The sequence below is a fragment of the Xanthomonas sp. CFBP 8151 genome, assembly GCF_011761885.1.
In the GTDB taxonomy this organism is placed as follows: Bacteria; Pseudomonadota; Gammaproteobacteria; order Xanthomonadales; family Xanthomonadaceae; genus Xanthomonas; species Xanthomonas arboricola_B.
This window is the reverse complement of sequence record NZ_JAASQZ010000001.1, coordinates 1,665,382-1,685,639: the sequence shown is the minus strand read 5'-3', so window position 1 is coordinate 1,685,639 and position 20,258 is coordinate 1,665,382. Positions and strand designations below refer to the sequence as shown.

Annotated in this window: 18 protein-coding genes and 1 tRNA gene; 14 read left to right on the top strand and 5 right to left on the bottom strand. The window is 66.8% G+C overall.

The genetic code is table 11. The features are described 5' to 3' along the window. The first annotated feature begins 84 nt into the window (after positions 1–84). The 9 genes from ccmC (at position 85) to FHT08_RS07080 (ending at position 7,897) form a co-directional block, all read left to right on the top strand. Complete coding sequence (ccmC, locus tag FHT08_RS07120; protein ID WP_166774674.1) at positions 85–837, top strand: heme ABC transporter permease CcmC; 753 nt, start codon at positions 85–87, stop codon at positions 835–837. Next, entirely contained in the window at positions 834–1,004 is a 171-nt protein-coding gene (locus tag FHT08_RS19970) for a heme exporter protein CcmD (RefSeq protein ID WP_104604736.1), read from the top strand. The genes ccmC and FHT08_RS19970 overlap by 4 nt, the downstream gene beginning before the upstream one ends. Then, positions 1,001–1,471: a cytochrome c maturation protein CcmE gene (ccmE, locus tag FHT08_RS07110; RefSeq protein ID WP_016904034.1), complete on the top strand. Its 471-nt coding sequence runs from the start codon at positions 1,001–1,003 to the stop codon at positions 1,469–1,471. Before FHT08_RS19970 ends, ccmE begins: the two co-directional genes overlap by 4 nt. A 171-nt stretch (positions 1,472–1,642) precedes the next feature. Continuing rightward, positions 1,643–3,580, top strand: a complete 1,938-nt coding sequence (locus tag FHT08_RS07105) for a heme lyase CcmF/NrfE family subunit (RefSeq protein WP_166774673.1) — start codon at positions 1,643–1,645, stop codon at positions 3,578–3,580. Next, entirely contained in the window at positions 3,573–4,175 is a 603-nt protein-coding gene (locus FHT08_RS07100) for a DsbE family thiol:disulfide interchange protein (protein WP_104604742.1), read from the top strand. Before FHT08_RS07105 ends, FHT08_RS07100 begins: the two co-directional genes overlap by 8 nt. After that, positions 4,172–4,606, top strand: coding sequence for a cytochrome c-type biogenesis protein (locus FHT08_RS07095; RefSeq protein ID WP_166774672.1), 435 nt, complete (start codon positions 4,172–4,174; stop codon positions 4,604–4,606). The genes FHT08_RS07100 and FHT08_RS07095 overlap by 4 nt, the downstream gene beginning before the upstream one ends. Next, positions 4,606–5,619, top strand: coding sequence for a tetratricopeptide repeat protein (locus FHT08_RS07090; RefSeq protein WP_166774671.1), 1,014 nt, complete (start codon positions 4,606–4,608; stop codon positions 5,617–5,619). Before FHT08_RS07095 ends, FHT08_RS07090 begins: the two co-directional genes overlap by 1 nt. Before the next feature lie 659 nt (positions 5,620–6,278). Beyond that, positions 6,279–7,481, top strand: coding sequence for a homoserine O-acetyltransferase (locus FHT08_RS07085; RefSeq protein ID WP_104604744.1), 1,203 nt, complete (start codon positions 6,279–6,281; stop codon positions 7,479–7,481). Further along, a complete protein-coding gene (locus FHT08_RS07080) occupies positions 7,475–7,897 on the top strand; it encodes a DUF1294 domain-containing protein (protein WP_166774670.1) in 423 nt (140 codons plus the stop codon). The genes FHT08_RS07085 and FHT08_RS07080 overlap by 7 nt, the downstream gene beginning before the upstream one ends. 74 nt (positions 7,898–7,971) lie before the next feature. On the opposite strand, the gene FHT08_RS07075 is transcribed toward FHT08_RS07080, so the two are convergent. The 3 genes from FHT08_RS07075 to cydD form a co-directional block, all read right to left on the bottom strand. Continuing rightward, positions 7,972–8,733, bottom strand: a complete 762-nt coding sequence (locus FHT08_RS07075) for a hypothetical protein (protein WP_166774669.1) — start codon at positions 8,731–8,733, stop codon at positions 7,972–7,974. Between the two features lie 64 nt (positions 8,734–8,797). Then, positions 8,798–10,474, bottom strand: coding sequence for a thiol reductant ABC exporter subunit CydC (cydC, locus tag FHT08_RS07070; RefSeq protein WP_166774668.1), 1,677 nt, complete (start codon positions 10,472–10,474; stop codon positions 8,798–8,800). After that, positions 10,471–12,216, bottom strand: coding sequence for a thiol reductant ABC exporter subunit CydD (gene cydD / locus FHT08_RS07065; protein WP_166774790.1), 1,746 nt, complete (start codon positions 12,214–12,216; stop codon positions 10,471–10,473). The genes cydC and cydD overlap by 4 nt, the downstream gene beginning before the upstream one ends. A gap of 148 nt (positions 12,217–12,364) precedes the next feature. On the opposite strand from cydD, the gene FHT08_RS07060 reads away from it, so the two are divergent. The 5 genes from FHT08_RS07060 (at position 12,365) to FHT08_RS07040 (ending at position 16,845) form a co-directional block, all read left to right on the top strand. Further along, entirely contained in the window at positions 12,365–13,987 is a 1,623-nt protein-coding gene (locus tag FHT08_RS07060) for a cytochrome ubiquinol oxidase subunit I (RefSeq protein WP_104537869.1), read from the top strand. 16 nt (positions 13,988–14,003) lie between these two features. Continuing rightward, positions 14,004–15,155, top strand: coding sequence for a cytochrome d ubiquinol oxidase subunit II (gene cydB / locus FHT08_RS07055; protein WP_166774667.1), 1,152 nt, complete (start codon positions 14,004–14,006; stop codon positions 15,153–15,155). A gap of 93 nt (positions 15,156–15,248) precedes the next feature. Then, the gene (gene cydX / locus FHT08_RS07050; protein ID WP_104604747.1) at positions 15,249–15,359 is read left to right on the top strand and encodes a cytochrome bd-I oxidase subunit CydX; all 111 of its coding nucleotides are present in this window, start codon (positions 15,249–15,251) and stop codon (positions 15,357–15,359) included. A gap of 59 nt (positions 15,360–15,418) precedes the next feature. Further along, positions 15,419–15,495 (top strand) — tRNA-Pro (locus FHT08_RS07045). A gap of 123 nt (positions 15,496–15,618) precedes the next feature. Further along, on the top strand, positions 15,619–16,845 hold the full coding sequence (locus FHT08_RS07040) for an MFS transporter (protein ID WP_166774789.1): 1,227 nt from the start codon (positions 15,619–15,621) through the stop codon (positions 16,843–16,845). Here FHT08_RS07040 and FHT08_RS07035 read toward each other — a convergent pair. Together FHT08_RS07035 and FHT08_RS07030 are read right to left on the bottom strand one after the other, a co-directional pair. Next, a complete protein-coding gene (locus FHT08_RS07035; RefSeq protein ID WP_166774666.1) occupies positions 16,826–18,739 on the bottom strand; it encodes a CocE/NonD family hydrolase in 1,914 nt (637 codons plus the stop codon). The two genes, FHT08_RS07040 and FHT08_RS07035, sit on opposite strands and share 20 nt — an antisense overlap. Positions 18,740–18,953: 214 nt before the next feature. Further along, positions 18,954–20,198, bottom strand: a complete 1,245-nt coding sequence (locus FHT08_RS07030; protein ID WP_166774665.1) for a glutamate-5-semialdehyde dehydrogenase — start codon at positions 20,196–20,198, stop codon at positions 18,954–18,956. Between the last annotated feature and the right edge of the window lie 60 nt (positions 20,199–20,258).

Genomic DNA, 20,258 nt, shown 5'->3' with positions numbered 1-20,258 from the left:
CGAAGCGCTGTCGACAAGATGCTCCACGCACTGCGTTGTTGCTGTTTCGAGAGCCAATGCCATTCCAAAGGCTGCTGCCATCGCATGAACGTCGTTGCCCGCTGGTTCCACCAACTCGCCTCGCCTCCGATCTTCGACCGTTTCACTGCGCGCTGGGCGCCGTGGTGCTACGCCCTGGGCGCGGTGTTGCTGGGCGTGGGCATCTGGCAGGCCTTGTTTGCGGTACCGGCCGACTACCAGCAGGGCGATAGCTTCCGCATTCTGTATATCCATGTGCCGAGCGCGTGGATGAGCCTGTTCGTGTTCGGGCTGATGGCGGTGTATGCGGCGATCGCGCTGATCTGGCGCATCAAGATCTGCGAAATCCTGTCGATGGCCTGCGCGCCGATCGGCGCGGCGTTCACCGTGATCACCCTGCTGACCGGCAGCATCTGGGGCAAGCCGATGTGGGGCGCTTGGTGGGATTGGGACCCGCGCCTGACCACCGAGCTGATCCTGCTGTTCCTGTATCTGGGCGTGATCGGCCTGTATCAGGCCATCGACGATCGCCGTCAGGCCGCACGCGCGGCGGCCTTGCTGGCGATCGTCGGCGTGGCGCTGCTGCCGGTGATCCGCTATTCGGTGGTGTGGTGGAACTCGCTGCATCAGGGCCAGAGCATCCGCCTGCTCGGCCCGTCCAGCATCGATGCCAGCATGCTGCTGCCGCTGTGGCTGATGGTGGTCGGCACCAAGTTCTGGTTCGCCGGTTCGCTGCTGACGCGTGCGCGCGCCGACAACCTGCGCCGCGAGGCCGGCAAGGCCTGGATCGTGCGCGATGCGCCGGAGGGCGCGGCATGAGCTACCTGTCCTACGTCATCGCCGCCTACGCGGTGTTCGCGCTGGTGTTGCTGTGGGATCTGATCGCCGGCCGCTGGCAGGTGCGCCGCGCCGTGAGGATGGCGCAGGCGCGGCGTCTGCGCGAGCGCAAGCGCGCGGTGCCCACCGATGCGGAGCTGATCCGGTGAACCCGCAACGGCGCCGCCGGATCTGGCTGGTGATCGCGCTGGTGCTGGCCGGCGGACTGGCGACCACGCTGGTGGCGATGGCCCTGCAGCGCAACGTGGCCTATCTGTACACACCGTCGGAAGTGCTGCGCGGCGACGCCGGCGAACACACGCGCTTCCGGCTCGGCGGCATGGTGGAAAAAGGCTCGTTCCAACGCGCATCCGGTTCGCTGGAAGCGCAGTTCCGCGTCACCGATGGCGATGCACGGTTGCCGGTGCGCTACGGCCGCATCCTGCCGGACCTGTTTCGCGAAGGACAGGCGGTGGTGGCGACCGGGCGCATGCAAAACGGCGTCTTCGTCGCCGAAGATGTGCTGGCGAAACACGACGAGACCTACATGCCGAAGGAAGTGGCCGACAAGATGGGCAGCGCGCACCGCAAGCACGCCGTGCCGGCGGCCGCAGACCAGGCCGGAGCGCTGCGTTGATGGCGCGCGTCAGGACGTTGGTATTCCTGCACGGTGGTGGCTCGGACAGTGGTTGCCTTGCTGACGACGTTGCTGTGCATCGGCGGGCGCGCGCGGTCGCTGCATGGATGACGCTTCTGCCCTGCGCCCGCAAGCCTCGCACCACTGCATGCCTACCGACGCGCCGACCCGATGCTGCCTGAGCTCGGCACGTTCCTGCTGATCCTGGCGTTGCTGGTGGCCTTGGTGCAGGCCGCGCTGCCGTTGGCTGGTGCGCAGCGTGGGCGCAGCAGCTGGATGGCGGTCGCGCGGCCGGCTGCGTTGCTGCAGCTGGGCCTGATCGCAGCGGCCTTCGCACTGCTGACGCATGCCTTTCTGGTGCAGGATTTTTCGGTGCGCTATGTCGCCGAGAATTCCAACAGCCTGCTGCCGGTGATGTACCGCTATTCGGCGGTGTGGGGCGCGCACGAAGGCTCGTTGCTGCTGTGGACGCTGGTACTGGCGCTGTGGACCGGTGCAGTGGCGCTGTGGTCGCGGCAGTTGCCCATGCAGGTGGTGGCGCGCGTGCTCGGGGTGATGGCGCTGGTCAGCATCGGCTTCCTGGCCTTCCTGCTGTTCACCTCCAACCCGTTCGCGCGCGTGTTGCCGGTGCCGCTGGAAGGCGCCGATCTGAATCCGCTGTTGCAGGACCCGGGGCTGATCATCCATCCGCCGATGTTGTACTGCGGCTATGTCGGCTTTGCGGTGCCGTTCGCCTTCGCCATCGCCGCGTTGCTGGAAGGCCGCATGGATGCGCGCTGGCTGCGCTGGACGCGGCCATGGACCAACGTGGCCTGGGCGATGCTCACCGTCGGCATCGCACTCGGCAGCTGGTGGGCGTATTACGAGCTCGGCTGGGGCGGCTGGTGGTTCTGGGACCCGGTGGAAAACGCCAGTTTCATGCCGTGGCTGGTTGGCACCGCGTTGCTGCATTCGCAGGCAGTTACCGAAAAGCGCGGCAGCTTTGCCAGCTGGACCTTGCTGCTGGCGATCGCCGCCTTTTCGCTGTCGCTGCTGGGCACCTTCCTGGTGCGTTCGGGCGTGTTGACCAGCGTACATGCGTTTGCGGCCGATCCGTCGCGCGGCCTGTTCATTCTGGTGTTCCTGCTGGCGGTGGTCGGTGGTTCGCTGCTGCTGTACGCGTTGCGTGCGCCGCGCCTGTCGCTGGTCGACGATCCGCGCCGCGCATTCGCCGGCAGCTCGCGCGAAACCTTGCTGCTGTTGAACAACCTGCTGCTCACCTGCGCCTGCGCGATGGTGTTGCTGGGCACGCTGTATCCGCTGCTGGCCGACGCCCTGGGCCTGGGCAAGCTGTCGGTGGGGCCGCCCTACTTCGGTATGTTGTTCGTGGTGCTGATGGCGCCGCTGGTGGCGCTGTTGCCGTTCGGCCCGCTGACCCGCTGGCAGCGCGAGCAGGCCTCGCGCCCGCTGGCGATGCTCGCGCCGTGGGCGGGCCTGGCGGTTGCCGCAGGCGTGCTGGCCTGGTTCGCCGCGCCGCAGGGCCAGTGGAAGGCGGCACTCGGCGTGGCCGGCGCGGCCTGGGTGCTGCTGGGCACGCTGCGCTTTCTGTGGACGCGGCGCGCGGCCAAGGGCCGCAAGCTCACCGCCGAAATGCTGGGCATGGCGTTGGCGCACCTGGGCGTGGCGGTGTTCCTGGCCGGTGCGTTGCTGGTGGAATCGCTGAGCCTGCAGCGCGAGGTCGCACTGGCGCCCGGGCAGCAGATGCAGATCGGCCGCTACGCGCTGCACTTCGAGAACGTCGAGGAATTGCGCGGGCCCAATTACGTCTCCGACCGTGCCAACCTGCAGGTGTTCAAGGACGATGCGCCGGTCGGCCTGCTGCATGCGGAAAAACGCCGCTACGCCAGCGGCGGGCAGACCTTGACCGAGGCGGCGATCCGTCCTGGCCCGTTCGGCGACCTGTATGTCGCGCTTGGCGAACCCCTGGGCAATCAGGCCTGGGCGGTCCGCGTCCACCTCAAACCGTTCGTCCGCTGGATCTGGCTGGGAGCGCTGCTGATGGCGCTTGGCGGCCTGGTCACCGCGGCCGACCGGCGTTTTCGTCGTTCTCCGGAGATCCAAGATGGTTGAGTCACGTTCACCCCGCCTGCCCACTGCGGTCCTGGTGGGTGCCATTGTGCTGCTGCTCGCACTGGCAGCGCTGTTGGTCTATGCGGTGGTGCGCTCCGGTCAGGACGATCGCGATGCCCTGCCCTCTGCGCTGATCGGCAAGCCGGCGCCGGAGTTTGCGCTGCCGCTGCTGCACGACCCCAGCATCGTGGTGCATGCGCGCGAGCTGCGCGGCGCGCCGTACATCATCAACGTGTGGGGCAGCTGGTGCCCGGCCTGCCGCGAAGAGCACCCGGTACTGAGCCGCTTTGCGCTGACCAAGCGCGTGCGCGTGATCGGCTACAACTGGAAAGACGAGCGCAACGATGCGCTGCGCTGGCTCGAACAGCTGGGCAACCCCTACCTGCTGGTGGTCGCGGATCAGGATGGGCGGACCGCGATCGACTTCGGCATCGCTGCGGCACCGGAGACCTTTCTGGTCGACGGGCGCGGCGTGGTGCGCTGGAAGTACAGCGGCATGCTCACCCAATCCGTCATCGATACGCAGCTGATTCCGGTGCTGAGCAAGATCGAGCGCTCGCCCCGTGCCGCACCGGACCTGCACGCCAAGCAATGATGCGCGCCTGGCTGCTGACGCTGCTGCTGTTGCCCTGGCTGGCCCTGGCCCAGCCGGCCGGCGACCCGGCGCCGCTGCGCTATGCCTCGGCCGAAGAAGAAGCGCGTTTTCATGCGCTCACCGCCGAGCTGCGTTGCGTGCAGTGCCAGAACCAGTCGCTGGCCGATTCCAATGCGCAGATCGCCCAGGACCTGCGTCGCGAAGTGCTGGCGCTGATGCACGAAGGACGCAGCGATGCGCAGATCCGTCAGTTCCTGGTCGCACGTTATGGCGAGTTCGTGCTGTACCGCCCGCGCGTGGAATCGCGGACCTGGCTGTTGTGGTTCGGTCCGCTGCTGGCGTTGTTGCTGGGCGGTGGCGCCGTGGTGCTGCTGGTGCGTCGACGCAGCGTGGCTGCGCCCGCCCTGCCCGCCGATGAGCAGGAGTGGTGATGGTCGGCTTCGTCGTTGCGATGGTGCTGCTGGCCCTGCTCGTCTTCGGTGTGGCGCTGCGGCCGCTGTGGCGCGAAGCGCGCGGACTGACCGCCAGCATCGCGGTATTGCTGCTGGCGGCGAGCGCGGCGCTGTATTGGTTGGTCGGCACGCCGGGCGCGATTCAAGCGCCGGCCAACCGGCCGGCCACGCCACGCTCGCTGGATGAAGCCATCGTGCAACTGCGCGCCGCACTGGCGCGCAATCCCGATCAGGCCGAAGGCTGGGTGTTGCTGGGGCGCTCGCTGTCCAGCCAACAGAAATTCGCCGAGGCGCGCGATGCGTTTGCGCGCGCGGTCGCGCTGCGTCCGGACGAGCCGGACGTGCTGGTGGCTGCCGCGCAGTCGCGCATGCTCGCCGACGACAGCGGGCGTCCGGATCCGCAAGCCATGCGCCTGCTGGAACATGCGCTGGCGGTGCAACCGGACCATCAACGCGCACGCTGGTTCCTGGGTGTGGTGCAGCGCCAGGCCGGTGAGCCGGCTAAGGCCAGCGAGACCTGGACGCCGTTGCTAAGCGTGGTCGATGCCACGACCCGCCCCGGCCTGCTCGAACAGATCAACGCCGCGCGCCAGGAAGCCAGCCTGGCGCCGATCCAGGCATCGGCTGCGCCTGCCGCCGATGCAGCCAGCGGCAAACGCATCCAGGTGCGCGTGACGCTGGATGCCGAGTTCGCCAAACGCACCGGCTTGCCGGGCGACACCAGCGTGTTCGTGATTGCGCGCGCCGCCGATACGCCGATGCCGGTGGCGGTGGAAAGACACGCGCTGCGCGAGCTGCCGTTGACCATCACCCTGGACGACGGCGACAGCCCAATGCCGACGCGCACGCTGTCGTCGCTGGACACCGTGCAGGTGCTGGCACGGCTGTCGCGCAGCGGCAACGCGATGCGCCAGGCCGGCGATGTCGAAAGCGTGCCGGTGATGGTGGAACTGCCCACTGCCGCGCCGGTGGAGCTGGTGATCGGTCGCTGATTGCTCGCCACGTTTCGTTGCGATGCTTGAGGCCAATGGACCAAAAGCGGTTTACAAAACGCTGGCCGCGCCAACACGTTGTCAGCCGCTGTCAGCGTCATCTGGATAGTCCCGAGCCGCGTTGGTCGAGGGCGCGATGCCCTCGCCGCGCCAGAGCGTGAGTCGGTTGCGTTGTTGAACACCATGCACACCGACCATCTCCACTGGTCCTTGCCCGCCCATCGTCGCGGGACCTTGAGCGGCATGGATGCCGCGCCAGAGCCTACACGGATGTACTTGCGGCGTGTCCCGCGATGGTGGGCGGGCAAGGGCCCTGCAGCAAACTCGCAACGTCGAGGGCAAGGACACCGCACCAGACGGTGTGCTGATTGTCTTGCTGAAAACCATGCACACCAACCATCTCCACTGGTCCTTGCCCGCTCACCGTCGCGGGACCTTACGCGGCATGGATGCCGCGTAAGAGCCTACAAGGATGTACTTGCGGCGTGTCCCGCGATGGTGGGCAGGCAAGGGCCCTGCGACCAAGCCGCAGATCCGCCGCTCCCTAGAGTGGCATCACACACAGCTCAAGGGCTCAAACCGACTCCCGATTCCCGATTCCCGATTCCCGATTCCCCATCCTGCACCCCGGCACCTGCCGTGGCAGATAGAATTGCCGCATGACTGAATTCATTCCTCCCGGCACGCTGTTCCACGCGCTGCCCTCGCCGTTTCCGATGAAGCGCGGTGGCGTGCTGCACCAGGCAAGCGTGGCCTACGAGACCTGGGGCACGCTGGCAGCCGATCACAGCAATGCGGTGTTGATCGTTACCGGGCTGTCGCCAAACGCGCATGCCGCGGCAAATCAGTCCAATCCCGAGCCGGGCTGGTGGGAGGCGATGATCGGGCCGGGCAAGCCGATCGATACCGAGCGCTGGTTCGTGGTCTGCGTCAATTCCCTGGGCAGCTGCAAGGGCTCGACCGGCCCGGCATCGATCGACCCCGCCAACGGCACGCCGTATCGCCTGGGCTTCCCGGAATTGTCGATCGAAGATGTCGCCGATGCCGCCGCCGACGTGGTGCGCGCGTTGGGCGTCGAACGACTGGCCTGCCTGATCGGCAACTCGATGGGCGGCATGACCGCACTGGCGTTGTTGCTGCGCCACCCCGGCATCGCGCACAGCCATATCAATATCTCCGGCAGTGCGCAGGCGCTGCCGTTCTCGATCGCGATCCGCTCGCTGCAGCGCGAAGCCATCCGCCTGGATCCGCACTGGAACGGCGGCCATTACGACGACATGCGTTACCCCGACTCGGGCATGCGCATGGCGCGCAAGCTCGGTGTGATCACCTACCGCTCGGCACTGGAATGGGACGGCCGTTTCGGCCGCGTGCGGCTGGATTCGGAGCAGGCCGCCGACGATCCGTTCGGGCTTGAATTCCAGGTCGAAAGTTATCTGGAAGGCCATGCCCGCCGCTTCGTGCGCTTCTTCGATCCCAACTGCTATCTCTATCTGAGCCGCTCGATGGACTGGTTCGATCTGGCCGAGTATGTCGACGACAGGCCGGCCATCGACGCCCATACCGATGGCACGCAAGCCGGCAACGCTGCTGTCGCCGCCAAACCGGACACGGGCGTCTCGACCGACGCCACGGTGCTGGCCGGCCTGGCGCAGATCCGCATCGCGCGCGCCTTGGCGATCGGTGCCAATACCGACATCCTGTTCCCGGTACAGCAACAGGAACAGATTGCCGAAGGCTTGCGCGCCGGCGGTGCCGACGCACACTTCATCGGGCTGGATTCGCCACAAGGCCACGATGCCTTCCTGGTCGACTTCGCGCGCTTCGGGCCGGCCGTGCGCGACTTTCTGGACGCTTGCTGATTTCCAGACCTGCGCAACGGCATCGGGGCCTGCCCCGGCAGCACGGCCTGCCGCGCAAGACGCTGGCGCTGCTGTTTCTGACCGGCATGGCCGCGATGGTGGTTGCAGATCGCCTGCCGGCGCTGCTGGCATTTTGGTATGCGGCTGCAAGCATCCTGGCGATGCTCGCCTACCGGCTCGACAAGAGCGCAGCCCAGCGCGGCCGGCAACGCACGCCGGAAGCGACCCTGCACCTTATCGCGCTGCTCGGCGGCTGGCCGGGCGCGTTGCTGGCGCAGGCGCTGTTCCGGCACAAATCCAACAAGGCGGCCTTCCAGCTGCGGTTCTGGATCACTGTCGTAGTGAACGTCGCCGCCTTGTATTGGATATGCCGCCAACCTGCGCCGATGGCTGCGTTGGACGCACTGCCTGATTGAAAGCAACACACGCGACAAACCATAACCGAGCGTTGCCCACATTCATGAGCATTGCCTCGCTCGGTTGGCCACGACTAGCCCCTGGGCAGAAGCTTTACCGGCGAGTCCACTACCACAGTCTGGTCTGCGGTGTCTCCAAGCGCCTGGAGGCATTCCGGCGACAACGCCTGCCGCGTCAACTCCAACGAGCGCTGGTTGTTGAGATCGCGCGGCGTGGTCGGGCCGCCAGACAAGGTGATATTCGTCTGCATGCGGGTGGACACCGGCACATTGTTCAACTGCTCGGGTTTGAAACGCTGCGCCTTGACCCATTGCGCCGCCATTCCCTCCAACCAGCGCGCCCCGCGTGCGTCGGTCGGACTGCTGATGTGAACCTGCTCGAACGTTGCGCGCCCGTTCGCCAGCACGTTGTAGTCAATTGTCAGCTGCAACGCCGTGGCGGACAGCAGGCCCGGTGGTGGAGCTGATCTGGGCTGGAACTGCACAAGTGTCGGCCGGTAAGGACCATTGCCTGCATTGGCGATCGCCAGATTGACTGCATCTTGTTTCGGCACCAGACATGCTGCGACCTGCACATAAGTGACCGCTGAGACTGGCTTGCCTTGCTCGGTCGGCGGTGCGAATGTCCACGCGCTGACTCGACGCTCAATAGAGTCCCGCAATTTCTCGTGCAGGCCCTTATCGGCCTGCGCCGAAACGATGGAACCGTCGGGGCCGACCTCGACCCTGACCTGTGTCATGAATGCCGAAGGCTTGCCGACCTCGGCCACTGCGGCCTGCGACAGGCAAGCAGCCACACAGAGCACTCCCTTCATCCATCCTTGCATGTGCTGCATCATCGATTCCTGTCGAAGTGGTTACCCGATCCTCGCTGATGGCAGCCGCCCAGGCAAGGCCCATCTAGGCCAACGGCTCCAGCGCACCGGCCCGCAGGCGATAACGCCGCTGCACCACGCCATCGGGGATGCTGTCGTGGGTGATCATCACCAGGCTGCGTTCGCCCAGCGCGGCCGATAGATCCAGCAGCAAGGCGTGTGCGGTATCCACGTCCAGGCCGTCGGTGGGTTCGTCCAGCAGCAGAATCGGCGCGTCGCGCAGCAAGGCGCGCGCCAGCGCCAACCGGCGCGCCTGGCCGGCCGAGAGCGTGGCGCCGTTTTCGCCGACCCAGGTGTCCAGGCCGTTCTGCGCGGTGGCCCAGGCGCGCAGACGCACCTGGTCCAGCGCGTTCCACATGGCCGCATCGCTTGCGCCGGCATCGCCGATGAGCAGGTTGTCGCGCACCGTGCCGGCAAACACCGGGGCATGCTGCGGCAGCCAGGCGATGCGCTGATGCCATTGCGCCTGGGCGAGATGGCGCAGGTCGATACCGGCATAGGTCACCTGCCCGGCCTGCGGGTCCCACAACCGCAGCAGCACGGCAGACAAGGTGCTCTTGCCGCTGCCGCTGTCGCCGCCGATGGCGATGCGCTCGCCAGGTGCCAGGCTCAGATCGAGCGCCTGCAGCACCGGACGCACGCTGCCCGGCCACGCGAAGCTGACCTGATCCAGCTGCAGCGTACCGCTGCGTGGCGCATCCACTGGCTGCGACGGATCGACGACCGATGGCGCCTGATCGACGATCGACTGCAGGCGCCTGGCCGCAACGCGCGCGCTCTGCAGCGCCTGCAAGGCGAGCCCGGCGCCGGCCCAGACTTCCAGCAACGCCATGGTCAGAAACACCAGGCCGGCCGCCATTTCCGCAGCGATCGATCCGCGTTCTGCCGCGTTCAACCCAAGCCACAACATGCCGGCCAGACCGATACCGCCGCAGACCGCATGCAGCAGATTGCCGCCGATCAAGCGACGGCGCTGCAGGCGATCGCCATCGACCACCGCCGCCGCCGTTGCATCCACCTGATGCAGCCAGGCACCTTGTGCCTCCACCGCTGCAAGATCGGCCGCACCTTCCAGGCCCTCGAACGCCTGCGTACGCAAGGCGGTACGTTGCAGGGCGCGCAGCTGTTCGCGCTGCGCACCGCCGCGCGCCACCTGCCACGGCACCACGCCACCGATGACCACGCCAAGCACCACCAGCAGCACGCCAGCCGGCGGATAAATCAGCGCCGCTGCCACCACACCGGCCACCCAGATGCCGAGCAATGCGCTCAACGGTGCCAGCGCGCGCACGCTCACGCCATCGACCTCGCCGGTGTCGGACATCAGCCGCGCCAGCAGATCGCCGGTGCGCGTGGCCGACAACCGGCCCGGCGCAAGCGGCAGCGCGCGGCGGAAGAACCACACGCGCAGATCGCGGGCGATGCGCAGCGTGGCGTCGTGGCCGATCAATTTTTCGCCATAGCGCGAGAAGATGCGCGCGAAGGTCAGCGCGCGAATGCCCGCTGAGGGCGAAAAAAAATTGAAGCCGGTGCCCATGCCCGCGACACCGGCCAAGGCGGCGGCGGTCAGGAAACTGCCCGACACGCCGAGCAGGCCCACGCCTGCCAGCATGGTCACCAGCACCAACACCGCCGACAGCAGCAGGCGCCAGGCATGCCGGCCGAACACATCGCGCAGACGATCGGGCTGTGTGCCGTTCATGACAGCTCCGTTACGACGGTGGCGCCGCGCAGATCGATCACCGTATCGGCCCATCGCATCACCGCAGCGCTGTGCGTGGCCAGCACCACCGCGCGGCCGCGTGCGAACCCACCCAAGGTGCGCAGCAACGCCGCTTCGGTGTCCGGATCGAGAAAGGCGGTGGGTTCGTCCAGCAGCAACAGGTCCGGCTCGCGCAGCAACAGCCGCGCCAGGGCCACCCGCCGCGCTTCACCACCGGACAGCCCGAAGCCGCGTTCGCCGATCTGCGTGTCCAGGCCCGCAGGCAGCTGCGCAGCGAAGCGCATCACCTGTGCGGCGTCGGCCACCGCGTGCAGGCGCGCGGCGCCGGCCTGCGGATCGGCCAGGCGCAGGTTGTCTGAGATGCTGCCGTGAAACAGGTACGGCCGCTGCGTGGCATAGCCGATGCGGGCCCCCGGACGCAGCAGCACGCTGCCGGCCTCCGGCGCAAGCCAGCCGGCCAGGCCCTCCAGCAAGGTGCTCTTGCCGCTGCCGCTGGCACCGATCACCGCCACGCGCTGCCCGGGCTGCAAGGTCAGCGAAAAATCCGCGACCACCGTGTGTGGCGCGCCCGGCGGCCGTAGCGCAAGAGCGCGCGCCTGCAGCAGCGGGCCGTGCGCCTGGGCCGGTTCCAGTGCGCGCAAGAGGGGCGCGGTCGCCGGTAGCGTTGCCGATGGCGGCTCGAATCCTTCCAGCAGGCGCTCGGCTTCGGCCACCGCCGCCAGGGCATTGGCACGGTCGTGGTAGTGCGCGGCCAGCCGCCGCAACGGCGCAAAGAATTCCGGCGCCAGCAGCAGGCAGAACATGCCCACGCCCAGGGTCGGCAAGCCGTGCAGGTCCAGCATGCCCAGATAGGTCAGGCCGAAATACAGCGCCACGATCGCCACGCTCACCGAGGCGAAGAATTCCAGCACCGTGGACGACAGGAAGGCGATGCGCAGTACCTTGAGCGAGCGTTCGCGCACGCCTTCGGCTGCGGCGGCAATGCCGCTCAACTCGGCTTCGCCGCGGCCATACACGCGCAGCAGGCCCAGGCCCTTGAGACGATCGGCAAAGTGCCCGCCCATGCGTGCCAGTTCGCTCAGCTGGTCGCGCCCGGCGGCTTCGGCACCCCAGCCCACCAGCATCATGAAGAACGGAATCAGCGGTGCGGTCAGCAGCAACACCAGGCCCACCACCCAGTCGACCGAAAACACCGCGATCAGGATCAACGGCGGCACCAGCGTCATTTCGGTGCGTGCGAGCTGGTAGCCGACGAAGTAGCCCTCCAGCGCATCGGTGTGCGCCAGGCTCAATTCGCCCAGTTCGCCGCTGCGTTGCCGGCGCAGCCATACCGGCCCGTGCTGCACCAGACGGCGCGCGATGCGGGCACGCAGTTCGCGCTTGGCCACATCGGCCACCTCGCCGGTCAGCGACTGCGCCCAGGCGTTGAGCACCGCGCGCCCTACCAGCGCAGCTACCAGCCCCGCCCCCACGTCGCGCAACTGCGCCAGCGCCAGATGCTGCACCAGCACCGCCTGCAGCAACCACGCGATCGCCGCGGCCTGCGCCAGCAGCAGCACGCCGGCCGCCGCCACCGCCACGCCGGCCAGGCGCCGCGCACGCGTGGCCGGGGCCGCCAGCGCATCCAGCCATTGGCCGCGTTGACGGCGCTGGGCTGGCGTTTCGCTGGCTCGCACGCTGGGCTGGCTCACATCGCTCTCAAGGAAGACATCGTGTTGCAAGCGATTGTAAGTCGCCACTTCCCGCTACGGGCTGCGCATTGTGCCGCACCCGCCCCCCTCGGCATTGATCTGGATCAACGCGCGGGTCGCGGCATGCGCAGATGATCGGCTGCATTCCTTCATCGACACCCAACCAGGCCCATCCGCCATGATCGACTCGACAGTTGTTGAACTGTCGCGGCTGCAGTTCGCAGTCACCGCGATGTACCACTTCATCTTTCCGCCGCTGACCATGGGCCTGTCGTTCCTGCTCGGCATCATGGAGAGCGTCTATGTGATGACCGGCAAGGACATCTGGCGGCGCATGACCATGTTCTGGGGCGTGCTGTTCGGCATCAACTTCGCCATGGGTGTGGGCACCGGCATCGTGATGGAGTTCGAGTTCGGCATGAACTGGTCCTACTACAGCCATTACGTCGGCGACATCTTCGGTGCGCCGCTGGCGATCGAAGGGCTGATGGCGTTCTTTCTGGAAGCGACCTTCCTGGGCCTGTTCTTCCTCGGCTGGAACCGGCTGAGCAAGGTGCAGCATCTGGCCACCACCTGGCTGGTGGCGCTGGGCAGCAACTTCTCGGCACTGTGGATCCTGATCGCCAACGGCTGGATGCAGAATCCGACCGGCGCGGTGTTCAACCCGGACACCATGCGCATGGAAGTGGTCGATTTCATGGCGGTGCTGTTCAACCCGGTGGCGCAGGCCAAGTTCGTGCATACCGTCAGCGCCGGCTACGTGCTCGGTGCGGTGTTCGTGATGTCGATCAGCGCGCTCTATCTGCTGCGCGGCAAGCATGTGGACATGGCGCGGCGCTCGTTCGCGGTGGCTGCCGCGTTCGGCCTGTTGTCCTCGCTGTCGGTGGTGGTGCTCGGCGATGAGAGCGGCTATGCCGCCAACGAGCATCAGAAAATGAAACTGGCGGCGATCGAGGCGATGTGGGAAACCGAAGCCGCGCCGGCCGACTTCACCGCGTTCGGCATTCCCAACCAGCAGACCCATCGCAACGACTACGCGGTCAAGATCCCGTTCCTGATGGGTTTGATCGCCACACGTTCGCTGGACCAGCCGATCCCCGGCATCCTGGAACTGGTCGGCCGTGCCGAGCATCGCATCCGCGGCGGCCAGATCGCCTACGGCGCGCTGGAGCGCATCCGCGCCAACAAGGACGATGCCGAAGCGCGCAAGGTCTTCGATGCGCATTGGCAGGATCTGGGCCATGGCCTGCTGCTCAAGCGCTATCGCGACGATATCGGCAATGCCACTCCGCAGCAGATCGCCCAGGCCGCCATGGACACCGTGCCGCGGGTGCTGCCGCTGTTCTGGACCTTCCGCATCATGGCCGCCATCGGCATCTACCTGATCGCCTTCTTCGCCATCGCGTTCTGGTTTGCCTGCAAGCACAACTTCCAGGAAAAACGCTGGTTTCTGACCCTGGCCCTGTGGAGCCTGCCGCTGCCGTGGATCGCGATCGAGTGCGGTTGGTTCGTGGCCGAGTACGGCCGCCAGCCGTGGGCGGTGGAAGGCGTGCTGCCGACCTTCTATGCCGCGTCGGGACTGGACCTGTACGAAATCGTGTTGACCCTGGTCGGCTTCACCGCGCTGTACACCACGCTGCTGGTGATCGCGATCAAGCTGTCGCTGAAGACGATCCGCAAGGGCCCGGATGCGCTGTTTCCACCGATCCAACGCACCCCGTCGCCACACAGCAGCTCGCCCCACGCGTCCTCACCCGACGCCCCATTGAGCACCGGCGCACTGGCCGGCGGCGCACCGTAAGCCAGGAGAGACAACCATGGATTTCATCTTGCTCGACTACACCACATTGCGCGTGATCTGGTGGCTGTTGCTCGGCGTACTGCTGTCCGGTTACGCGGTGATGGGCGGCTTCGATCTGGGCGTCAGCACCTTGCTGCCGCTGGTCGCCCGCAACGATGCCGAGCGCCGGCTGGTGATCAACACCATCGGCCCTGTCTGGGAAGGCAACCAGGTGTGGCTGATCCTGGGCGGCGGCGCAATCTTCGCCGCGTTCCCGCCGTTGTATGCGGTGAGTTTTTCCGGGTTCTATCTGGCGATGTTCCTGATCCTGTTCGCGCTGATCCTGCGCCCGGTCGGGTTCAAGTTCCGCGGCAAGCTGGTCGACCAGCGCTGGCGCAACACCTGGGATTGGGCGTTGTTCGTCGGCGGCTGCATTCCGGCGCTGATCATGGGCGTGGCGGTCGGCAATGTGCTGCTCGGTGTGCCGTTCCACTTCGATGCCAGCATGCGCACGTTCTACACCGGCAACCTGTTCGGGCTGCTGACGCCGTTCGCGCTGCTCGCCGGTCTGCTCAGCGTGGCGATGTTGATGGCGCACGGCGCGGCGATGCTGGTGCTCAAGACCGATGGACCGGTCGCCGAGCGTGCGGCGCGTTTCGGCAGCATTGCCGCGCTCTGCGCGGTGGCGCTGTTTGCCGCCGCCGGTGCATGGGTGGCGCTGGGTCTGCCGGGTTATGCAGTGACCTCGATCCTGGCCACCGACGCGCCGACCAATCCACTCGGCAAGACCGCCGCTCTCACCGCGGCCGGCGGCTGGCTGCACAACTACAACAGCATGCCGGCCACCTTGATCGCACCGCTGGTTGGCCTGGTCGGGCTGGCGATGAATGCGCTGCTGTTGCGTGTGCGGCGCGGCGGCCTGGCGTTCATCGCCTCGGGTTTCGCCATCGTCGGCATCGTCTTCACCGTCGGCTTTGCGTTGTTCCCGTTCCTGTTGCCCTCGTCCACCGCACCGAGCGCAAGCCTGACGCTGTGGGACGCCTCCAGCAGCCGTCTGACGCTATGGATCATGCTGCTGGCGACCACGCTGTTCATGCCGATCGTGCTGGCCTACACAAGCTGGGTCTATCGCGTGCTCAAGGGCAAGGTCACCGCCGACGAACTTTCGGCCAATCCAAACGCCTACTGAGCTTGCCTGCTGCGCGTTGCGATGCGGATGTGCGTCGCGCTCGCAGCAGGTCTTCAACGTCGCACGTACTTCAACGACTCAAGGAGAACGACAATGTGGTATTTCGCCTGGATCCTCGGCACCGGTCTGGCCGCGCTGGCGGCCGTACTCAACGGCATGTGGTTCGAAGCACGCGAGCCGGAGCGTGATCAACCGCATCGGTAAATTATTTTCGATAGATGCTTGCCGATTTCGCATTCCCTATGTAACATACGCGGCTCCTTCGGGGTGTAGCTCAGTCTGGTAGAGCGCTACGTTCGGGACGTAGAGGTCGCAGGTTCGAATCCTGTCTCCCCGACCAGTTTCAAAACACAAAACCGGCCTCGTGCCGGTTTTGTGTTTTCAGGCGCTGGCGCATGCACGTGCGCAGTGCGGATGGTCCGTCATGTCTGTTGTCATTGCCGCTGCCTCCCCGTCCGCCCGGTTGCGTGGTCGCGGCTTGGTGCTGGCTGCCATTTTGTTGTCCGCCTTCAACTTGCGTACCGCGGTGACGTCGTTGACCCCGCTGCTGGAACGCATTGCCGACGAGTACGCATTCGGCGCGCCCACCATGGGCGCGCTTGGTATGTTGCCGACGGCTGCATTCGCACTGACCGGCGTGGCCACGCCGGCCTTGCTGCGCCGCTTCGGCCTGCTACGCACGGCACTGCTGTCGATGGCATTGGCCACCGTCGGCCTCGTGTTGCGCCCGCTGCTGCCTGGAACTGCCGGACTGCTGCTCGGTTCGCTGGTGGCGCTGGCCGGCATGGGCATGGGCAACGTGGTGTTGCCGCCTCTGGTGAAGCGCTATTTCGGCGATCGCGTCGGTGGGGTCAGCACGCTCTACATCACCGTGTTGCAGGTCGGCACCCTGCTGCCGGCATTGCTGGCGGTACCGGTGGCCGATGCGCTGGGCTGGCGCAGCTCGATGGTGGTGTGGGTGCTGCCGGCACTGCTGGCATTGGCGGCCTGGGCGATGGTGCAGACCAACCACCGCCGTCTCCGTGTGACCGGGCCGGCACCGGTCACGCCGACGCCCGAAGCCAAAGGCCGCGTGGCACGCACCGCCCTGGGCTGGAGCATGGCAGTGACCTTCGGCATGACCTCGCTGGTCACCTATTCGATGTTCACCTGGTTGCCGACGCTGCTGCGCGAAGCCGGCGCCTCGCCCGCGTTCGGCGGCACCATGGTGGCGCTGTTCGCGGCACTGGGCATGGTCGGTGCCTTGACCATGCCGGCGCTGGCAGTCCGCATGCGCAACCCGTTTCCGATCGTGCTGCTGTGCGCGGCCTGCCATCTGGTCGCGTTTGCCGGGCTATGGTGGGCGCCACTGGCCGCGCCGATCCTGTGGGTGACCCTGCTCGGCCTGGGGCCGAGCACGTTCCCGCTGGCATTGGTGCTGGTCAATCAGCGCAGCCGCACTGCGGCCGGCTCGGCGGCCCTGTCCGGGTTCTCGCAGGGCATGGGCTATGCGGTGAGCTGCCTGGGGCCGTTCCTGTTCGGCTGGCTGCACGCGCACTACGGCGGATGGACGTCCCCGTTCGTTTTCCTGGTGATCTGCATCCTGGTGCAGCTGGCCGCCGCCTGGGTGGCCTGCCGCCCGCAGTTGCTGGAAGACGTCTGGGCACCGCCGCCGCGCGGCGCGCGCGCGTTCAACGTACCGGCAGACTGATGTAGCTTGGCTGCTCGGGGGTCACATAGACGCGCTGGGTGGCCTTTTGATAATCGCCGGGCTTGGCGAAGAAGATGTTGTCCACATAGGTCTGCGGATTGCGGTCGTACAGCGGAAACAGGCTGGACTGCACCTGCACCATCACCCGGTGCCCCGGCTGGAAGGTGTGGTTGGCGGTCGGCAGGCCGAACTGGAATGGCAGCGGCTGATTGGGCACCAGCGGCCTGGGCGCGCTGAAACTCTCGCGATAGCGGCCGCGGAAGATCGCCAGCGACACCGGCAGCTCATAGCCGCCCATCTTGGGACTGGACGCCATCTCGTCCGGATACACGTCGATCAATTTCACCACCCAGTCGCTGTCGCTGCCGCTGGTGGAGGCCTGCAGGTGCACTTCCGGTGCGCCGGCGATCTGCAGGGGTTCGGTCAGCGGCTCGGTGACGAAGGTCAGCACGTCCGGGCGGCCGTCGACGAAGCGCTGGTCCTGCACCAGCCAGGTGGTCCACATGCTGCGATCGCCGAAGTCCACCGGCCGCGGCACGAACGGCACCGGCTTGGCCGGGTCGGCCACGTACTCCTCGAAACCGGGCTGCCCCGCTGCCGGCCGCTGGAACGACAGCTTGCCGCCGGCCTGCAGATACAGCGGCTTGCTGGTCGACGCGCAGCCCTTGGCGCAGCTGCGCGGCCAGGCCTGCAGACGATCCCAGTGATTTTCCCCGGTGTTGTAGATGAACACCGGCGGCGTGCTCGCCTTTGGCGCGCCATCGACCAGGTATTGATCGAAGAACGGGCGCAGCACATCGTGACGGAACTGGCGCGCGGTATCGCCGTCGAAATTCAATGCGCCCAGTGCGCTGCCGTCGTAGTTGACCTGGCTGTGCCGCCACGGCCCCATCACCAGGTAGTTGAGCGTATTGCCCTTGTCGCGCGGCTCCATCGCCGCGTAACTATGGATGGCGCCCCACATGTCCTCCTGGTCCCACAGCCCCTGCAACCACATGGTCGGCACCTTGAGCGGGGTGCGCGCCATCACGGTGTCCAGCGCCTGCTCCTGCCAGAACGTATCGTAGGCGGGGTGTTCGGTGAGCTTGTGCCACCACGGCAGCTGCTCCAGGCCGGCGGCCCTGGCGAAATCGCCGGCCGAGCCGGCGCGCAGCAGGTTGCTGTAGTCGTCGTGGCCCTGCCGCGCGATGCCGGTGCCCTTGCCGCGCTGGGTGAGCTGGCCGGTGAAATAGTCGAAGTTGACCTGGCGGAACGCGCCGTAGTTGAACCAGTCGTCGCCCATCCAGCCGTCGATCATCGGGCTCTCCGGCACCGCGACCTTGAGCGCCGGGTGCGGGTTGGTCAACGCCATCACCACGGTGAAGCCTTCGTAGGACGAGCCGATCATGCCGACCTTGCCGTTGGACTCCTTGACGTTTTTCACCAGCCAGTCGATGGTGTCCCAGGCATCGGTGGCATGGTCGACCTCGCTGGGATTGAGAGGACCGCGCAGCGGCCGGGTCATCACGTAATCGCCTTCGGAGCCGTACTTGCCGCGCACGTCCTGGATCACGCGGATATAGCCGCCTTCGACGAACGCGTCATCGCCCTGCGCGAGCAGATCCTTCATATGCGGCGAGGCCATGCGCTCGGTGCGCCCGCTGGCGTTGTACGGCGTGCGTGTCAGCACCATCGGGGCGTTGCGCGCGCCCTTGGGCAGCACGATCACCGTATGCAGCTTGACCCCGTCGCGCATCGGGATCATCACATCGCGTTTGACGTAGTCGTTGGCGGCATCGCTGGCCACGAACGGCTTGCCGGTGATATCCGGCGTCATCGGCGAGGTTTGCGCCAGCGCGCTGCCGGTGGCGGCGGCAATGGCGGTGGCGAGCAGGCAGGCGGCAAAACGGCGCATCGACGACTCCGGAACGTGCGGGGCAGCCGTCGACTGTAGGCAGGGTGCGGCCTGCCGGGGGAGTGTCAAAGGTCGTGGTCGCCGCGCCTGCCCGTGGCTGCATGGAAAGCCGCATCGTCGCCGGAGCCATCCGACCTCGGCGCCGCTCGGGACGGATGAAGCTGCTTTCGGCTGCGCCGGCGGACTTGCGTGCGCCTCGTCGCGTTGTCGCCGATCAGTGCCGTACCTGGCCTTCGCCGCGCACCACGAAACGCTCCACGGTCAGCGCCTCTAGGCCCATCGGGCCATAGGAATGCAGGCGCGTGGTGGAGATGCCGATTTCGGCGCCCAGGCCGAGCTCCCCGCCGTCGGAGAAACGCGAGGACGCGTTGACCATCACCACGGCCGAGCGCAGCGACTGCACGAACTGCTCGCCGTTGGCGGCGTCCTGCGTGGCGATCACCTCGGTGTGGTCGGAGCCGTACTGACGGATATGCGCCAGCGCGGCGTCCAGGTCCGGCACCACACGGATCGCCAGGATCAGGTCGAGGAATTCAGCGGCGTAGTCGTCGTCACTGGCGGCCGCGACATCGGGCAGCAGTGCGCGCGTTGCCGCATCGCCACGCAACTCCACGTGACGTTCGCGCAGGGCCTGCGCGGCCATCGGCAGGAAGCGTGCGGCAATGTCGGCATGCACCAGCAAGGTCTCCAGCGCATTGCAGGCCGACGGCCGGCTGGCCTTGCCATCGACCAACAGCCGCACGGCCAGGTCCACGTTGGCCGATGCATCCACGAACAGATGGCACACGCCCTTGTAATGCTTGATCACCGGCACGCGCGCATGCTCGGCCACGAAGCGGATCAGCCCTTCGCCACCACGCGGGATCGCCAGATCGACAATGTCGCTGAGTTGCAGCAGTTCCAGCATGGTCTCGCGGCGCAGATCCTCGACCAGCGTCAACGCCGCTTCCGGCACGCCGGCCTCGCGCAAGGCGCGCTGCAGGGCACGTGCAATCGCAGTGTTGGAGTGGATCGCTTCCGAGCCGCCACGCAGGATCACGCCATTGCCGGCCTTGATGCACAGCGCTGCCGCATCGGCAGTCACATTCGGGCGCGCTTCGTAGATCATCGCGATCACCCCCAGCGGCACGCGCACCTTCTGCACCACGATGCCATTGGGGCGGACGTCCTGGCGCGTGACCTGCCCAACCGGATCGGGCAACTGCGCAACTTCGCGCAAGGCTGCGGCGATGCCGTCCAGGCGCCTGTCGTTCAGTGCCAGACGGTCCAGCATTGCGGTCCCCACCCCCTTCGCGCGCGCTGCCTCCAGATCGCGCGCATTGGCCGCCAGGATCAGCGCCGCATCCTGTTCCAGTGCGGCCGCCATCGCCTCTAGCAAGGCCTGTTTGGCAGAGGCGGACAGTTGCGACAGCACTTGCGCGGCATCACGGCATTGCAGGGCTAGGGTTTTGATGGTCATTGTGGAATCGGGAGTGGGGAATCGGGAATGGTAAAAGCACGCGCCATCACTTTACTGCGA